The organism is Streptomyces sp. ADI95-17, from assembly GCF_003846175.1.
GTDB classification, from domain to species: Bacteria; Actinomycetota; Actinomycetes; order Streptomycetales; family Streptomycetaceae; genus Streptomyces; species Streptomyces sanglieri.
The window spans coordinates 1,012,528-1,017,724 of record NZ_ML123044.1; the positions used below are offsets into that span (position 1 = coordinate 1,012,528).

A 5,197-nucleotide genomic window follows, 5' to 3' on the forward strand; every position below is an offset into this window, starting at 1 on the left:
TGGGCCTCTCGTCCGGATCAGCCCGGCGTGATCCGGACGAGAGGCACTGGGAACGGGCTCCTAGGCCAGCGGGCCGGTCACCGGCTCGACCGCCGCGACCAGCTTCCCCGCACGTACGAACGCGTCCGCCGCGGCCAGGTCCGGTGCCAGGAAGCGGTCCGGTCCCGGGCCCTGGACCCCTGCGGCGCGCAGCGCCTCGATGGCGGCCTGCGAGGCGGGGGCGGGGGTGAGGCCCCCGGCGGCGCGCAGTTCGACGGCGCGGGTCGCCGCGTACAGCTCGACGGCGACGATCCGGGCGAGGTTGTCGACGGCGGTACGGAGCTTGCGCGCCGCCGACCAGCCCATGGAGACGTGGTCCTCCTGCATCGCGGAGGACGGGATCGAGTCGGCCGAGGCGGGCACGGCGAGCCGCTTCATCTCGCTGACCAGGGCGGCCTGGGTGTACTGGGCGATCATCAGGCCCGAGTCCACCCCGGCGTCGTCGGCGAGGAACGGCGGCAGCCCGTGCGAGCGGTTCTTGTCCAGCAGCCGGTCCGTGCGGCGCTCGGTGATGGAGCCGAGGTCGGCGGCGACGATCGCCAGGAAGTCGAGTACGTAGGCGACGGGGGCGCCGTGGAAGTTGCCGTTGGACTCGACCCGGCCGTCGGGAAGGACGACGGGGTTGTCGACGGCGGAGGCCAGCTCGCGGGCCGCGACGACGGCGGCGTAGTCGAGGGTGTCGCGTCCGGCGCCGTTGACCTGGGGGGCGCAGCGTACGGAGTAGGCGTCCTGGACGCGGGGCGCGTCGCCTGTGATCTCGGCGTGCCGCCCCGTGAGTCCGGAGCCGGCGAGGACCCGCAGCATGTTGTCGGCGCTGACGCCCTGGCCCGGGTGCGGGCGGATGGCGTGCAGTTCCGGGGCGAGCACCTTGTCCGTGCCGAGCAGCGCCTCCAGGGAGAGGGCGGCGGTGATGTCGGCGGAGGTGTAGAGGCTCTTCAGGTCGGCCAGGGCCATGACGAGCATGCCGAGCATGCCGTCGGTGCCGTTGAGGAGGGCGAGGCCCTCCTTCTCGCGCAGCTCGACGGGGGTGAGGCCGTGGGCGGCGAGCAGTTCGCCGGCGGGGCGCACGGTGCCGTCGGGGCCCTCCGCGTCGCCCTCGCCCATCAGCGTCAGGGCGCAGTGCGAGAGCGGGGCCAGGTCGCCGGAGCAGCCGAGCGAGCCGTACTCGTGGACCACGGGCGTGATGCCCGCGTTGAGGACGTCGGCCATGGTCTGCGCGACCTCGGGGCGTACGCCGGTGTGCCCGGAGGCGACGGTCTTCAGCCGCAGGAACATCAGCGCGCGGACGACCTCGCGCTCGACGCGCGGGCCCATGCCGGCGGCGTGCGAGCGGACGATGTTGCGCTGGAGCTGGGCGCGGAGGTCCTGGCTGATGTGCCGGCTGGCCAGCGCCCCGAATCCGGTGGAGACGCCGTACACCGGCTCCGGCTTGGCTGCGAGCGCGTCCACGATCTCACGGGCGGCGGCGAGCGCGTCGACGGCGGCTGCGGAGAGCTCGACGCGGGCGTTGCCGCGGGCCACGGCGATGACGTCCTGAGCGGTGGTGCCGGACGTCCCCACCACGACTGTATGCATATCCATATTCAGAAGCGTACGGATTGAATCCCTTCATGTCACTAGTGGTCGTACGGTTGACCCCTTACCGATCAACGCGCCCTCAGGGCCGGCTGCCACGCAGGTGGCGGCGGTCGTGCGGGGACCTGGGCGGCGAGTCGGCCAGCCGGATCACCTCGCCGTCGCGCCCCGCCACCACCGGTTTGACCGAGCGGGCCGCCTTCGCCCGGTACTGGGCCGCGTCCGCCAGCCGGAACAGCCGCCGCGCCGAGACCACCGGGCCGATCGGATCGCCGGTCGACGCGATCCCGCACGCCACTCCGTCCCCCAGCTCCAACTCGGCCGCCCGCTCACAGAGTTCGGTGGCCACCCGGACCACGTCGTCCACCTCCGGGCCCACCGTGAGCAGACAGAACTCATCGCCGCCGAGCCGGGCCGCGAGCGCGCCGGGCAGCATGGCGCCACAGCGGGACAGCACCGAGCCGAAACGTTCCAGCAGGCGGTCGCCGACCGCGTGGCCATGGGTGTCGTTGACCTGCTTCAGCCCGTTGAGGTCGCAGACGACCAGGCTGACCACCGCCCCGTCCGCCCGGTGCCGCTCCACCGCCTCGTCGAGCCGTACGTCGACGGCGCGGCGGTTGGCCAGGCCGGTGAGCGGGTCGGTGAAGGCGAGCTTGCGGACCTCTTCGAGCCGTTCGGTCTGGGAGATCCCCGCGGCGACGACCGCGGCCAGCACGGTCGCGAAGTCCGCGTCCTCCCGGGCGAACACCGGTGCCCCCACCGGGCGGGCCACGTACAGCTCGCCCCAGGCCCGCCCGTGCAGCACGATCGGCGCGACCACGCAGCAGCCGCGCCCGCGCCGCCGCAGGGCGGCCACCCGCTCCCGGCCGTAGCCGCTCCCGTACTCCCGCACCCCGGCGGCCGCGCCCGCGTCCGCCGCACCGTCGGCGGTCTCGACCCAGGCGTCCGGTTCACCGCCCCCGGCCCACTGTTCGTGCAGGAACTCGGTGATCTCCGGGAACTGGTGCACCGGATACGTCTCCGCCTCGGGGAACTCCTCCTCCCCCTCGGCCCGTTGACCCGCGTTCACCAGCACGCGCAGCCGCCCCGGCCCGCGCTCCCACACGGAGAGCGCGGCGAAGCTGCCACCCAGCGCCTCGCACGCCCCCAGCGCAGCCGCTCGCCACGACCCCCGAGGGGTGTGTGCCGCCGCCATCGTCTGCGCAAGCGAAACCACGGCCCGCAGCCGTGCATCATCACCACCCATCGCTACAGCTTATGTAGGTTTGTGGTGATTTGATCAGTTTGGGACACCGGTCGCTTTCACTGCGTGTCTGTTCGATTACATATCGTCACGCTGCGTCACTCGCCGGGCCAGTTCGGCTTCCGCTTCTCGTTGAACGCGGCCACGCCCTCGGCCCGGTCGCCGGAGAAGGCCACCGACCGCCAGGCGGCGTCCTCCACTTCGAGACCGGCCCGGAGATCGAGACCGTGGCCCAGCCGCAGCGCCCGCTTGGCGGCCCGCAGCCCCACCGGGGAGTTGGCGGCGATCCGGCCGGCGAGCGCCAGCGCGGCCGCCCGGTCCTGCCCGGCCTCCACCAGCTCGTCGACCAGTCCGAGGCCGAGCGCCTCGGCCGCCTCCACCCGCCGGGCCGAGAAGACCAGCTCGGCGGCGCGTGCCGCGCCGATCCGCCGCGGCAGCAACTGCGTGCCGCCGCCGCCCGGAATCACCCCGACCGACACCTCGGGCAGGCCGACCACGGCGGTGCGGTCGGCGACGATCAGGTCGCAGGACAGCGCCAGCTCGAACCCGCCGCCGAGCGCGAAGCCGTGCACGGCGGCGATCGTCGGCATCGGCAGTTCCAGCACACCGGTGTACGCGGCGCGGGCGGTCGGGCGCTGGCGCAGCAGTTCGGCGTCGGTGAAGGAGTTCCGTTCCTTCAGGTCGGCGCCCACGCAGAAGGCCCGCTCGTGGCTGGAGGTGAGGACGGTGACCCGTACACCGGGGTCGACGGCGAGCGCGGCGCAGGCGGCGGCGATCGAGCGGGCCATGTCGGTGGAGACGGCGTTCATCGCCTTGGGCCGGTCGAGCACCAGCTCGGCGACGTGTTCCTGGCCCTCATGGACCCGTACGGCGACGAATTCCCCGAACCGCTGCTCGGACGTGACGGTCATGACTGCACCCCTCCGGTTAACGATCGTTACCGGAGGGATCCTATGGCGCGGCCCGGACAGTGGTCAGGGGCCGGCCCGGACGGGCCGGAAAGGCACGGTCCGGAGCCGGGCTGAGGAGCCAGACCCAGGAGCCGGGCTCAGGAGGTGCCGCGGCGGGCCAGCAGCCAGGGCTCCACCACGCCGAGCCCGCGCACCGGGCGCTGCCACATCGGCTGGAGCCCGTAGCGGTACTTGGGTGCCGCGGCCGACTCCACGCCTTCCTGGCGCTCCTTCTCGGCCACCGCGGCCTCCTCGGCCGCCTGTGCCTCGGAGGCGGGGGCGTCGCCGGTGCGGGTCAGCTCCTCCGCGAAGGCTCCGTCCACCAGCACGGCGTCCTTCGGCGCTATCGACGTGAGCCGGCTGGCGAGGTTCACCGTGGTGCCGAAGACATCGCCCATCCGGGTGGTGACCGTGCCGAACGCGATGCCCACGCGCAGCGCCGGCATGGTCTCGTCCTGGGTCATCGCCTCGATCAGGCGCAACGCGATCTCGGCCGCGGTGCCCGCGTCGTCGGCGGCGAAGAGGACCTCGTCGCCGAGGGTCTTGATGAGGCGGCCGCCGTGGGCGGCCACCAGGTCGGCCGAGGTGGTCTCGAAGGCCTCGACCAGCTCGCCGAGCTCCTCCTCCTCCAGCCGCCGGGTCAGCCGGGTGAACCCGACGAGGTCGGCGAAGCCGACGGCCAGCCGGCGGTCGACCATCTCCTCGTCGTCGGCGGCCTGCACGACTCGCCCGGTGGCGGCGGCCAGCTGGCGCCGCCACACATAGACCAGGAACTCCTGGAGCTCCGGCAGGAGCAGCTCGACCAGCGGGTAGGTGACCTCGGTACGGGTCATTCCGGGCTCGGGCGGCTCGGTCAGCCCCTCCAGGAACGAATCGATCTGCCACTCCGCCAGCCGGGCGGTGGTCTGCCCGGTGGACCGGGCCACCTGGATCGCCATCGGCTCGCTGAGCAGCCCCGCCTCGACGAGACCGGCGAGCCGGCGCAGCGCCAGCACATCGGCCTCGGTGAGCGCCTTGGCCTGCCCGATGTCGGCGAAGCCCATGGCCCGCCAGAACCTGGAGGCCAGATCCATCGAGACACCGGCGGTACGGGCGGCCTGGAACGGCGTGTAGCGACGGTCGGCGCCCAGGATCAGCTGTTCCAGCCGGATCGCGAGGGGGTCGTCGGTCGGTTCCGCCGTATGGTCGACTTCGTGATGCGGTGTCGCGTGGACCGAGGGTTCCGACGGGGGCTGTGTGCCCGCACCGGAGGTCGTGTCGTCGACGGTCACCAGCCGCCTCCTGCCCGTTCCCTGCGCACTGCCCTGCCGATCTGTCGGTGGATCGCCTCAACGATACGGCAGGTGTGCCGCAGCTCACGCCCCTATGGCGTCCGGGAATGTTCCTGGGT

4 protein-coding genes are annotated in these 5,197 nt (G+C 73.0%); all 4 read right to left on the reverse strand.

The annotated features are described in order from the left end of the window. Nucleotides 1-60 precede the first annotated feature (60 nt). The gene (gene hutH / locus EES42_RS04430; protein ID WP_124716754.1) at nt 61-1,620 is read right to left on the reverse strand and encodes a histidine ammonia-lyase; all 1,560 of its coding nucleotides are present in this window, start codon (nt 1,618-1,620) and stop codon (nt 61-63) included. A 76-nt stretch (nt 1,621-1,696) separates the two neighbouring features. Beyond that, entirely contained in the window at nt 1,697-2,860 is a 1,164-nt protein-coding gene (locus EES42_RS04435) for a GGDEF domain-containing protein (RefSeq protein WP_124716755.1), read from the reverse strand. Between the two features lie 95 nt (nt 2,861-2,955). Next, complete coding sequence (locus tag EES42_RS04440) at nt 2,956-3,768, reverse strand: enoyl-CoA hydratase/isomerase family protein (RefSeq protein WP_124716756.1); 813 nt, start codon at nt 3,766-3,768, stop codon at nt 2,956-2,958. A 137-nt stretch (nt 3,769-3,905) separates the two neighbouring features. After that, complete coding sequence (locus tag EES42_RS04445) at nt 3,906-5,078, reverse strand: adenylate/guanylate cyclase domain-containing protein (RefSeq protein ID WP_124716757.1); 1,173 nt, start codon at nt 5,076-5,078, stop codon at nt 3,906-3,908. Nucleotides 5,079-5,197 lie beyond the last annotated feature (119 nt).

What these genes read in the sequence shown, in the direction of transcription:
- hutH (WP_124716754.1), bottom strand. Translation starts at nt 1,620, where the DNA reads ATGGATATGCATACAGTCGTGGTGGGGACGTCCGGCACCACCGCTCAG.
- EES42_RS04435 (WP_124716755.1), bottom strand. Translation starts at nt 2,860, where the DNA reads ATGGGTGGTGATGATGCACGGCTGCGGGCCGTGGTTTCGCTTGCGCAG.
- EES42_RS04440 (WP_124716756.1), bottom strand. Translation starts at nt 3,768, where the DNA reads ATGACCGTCACGTCCGAGCAGCGGTTCGGGGAATTCGTCGCCGTACGG.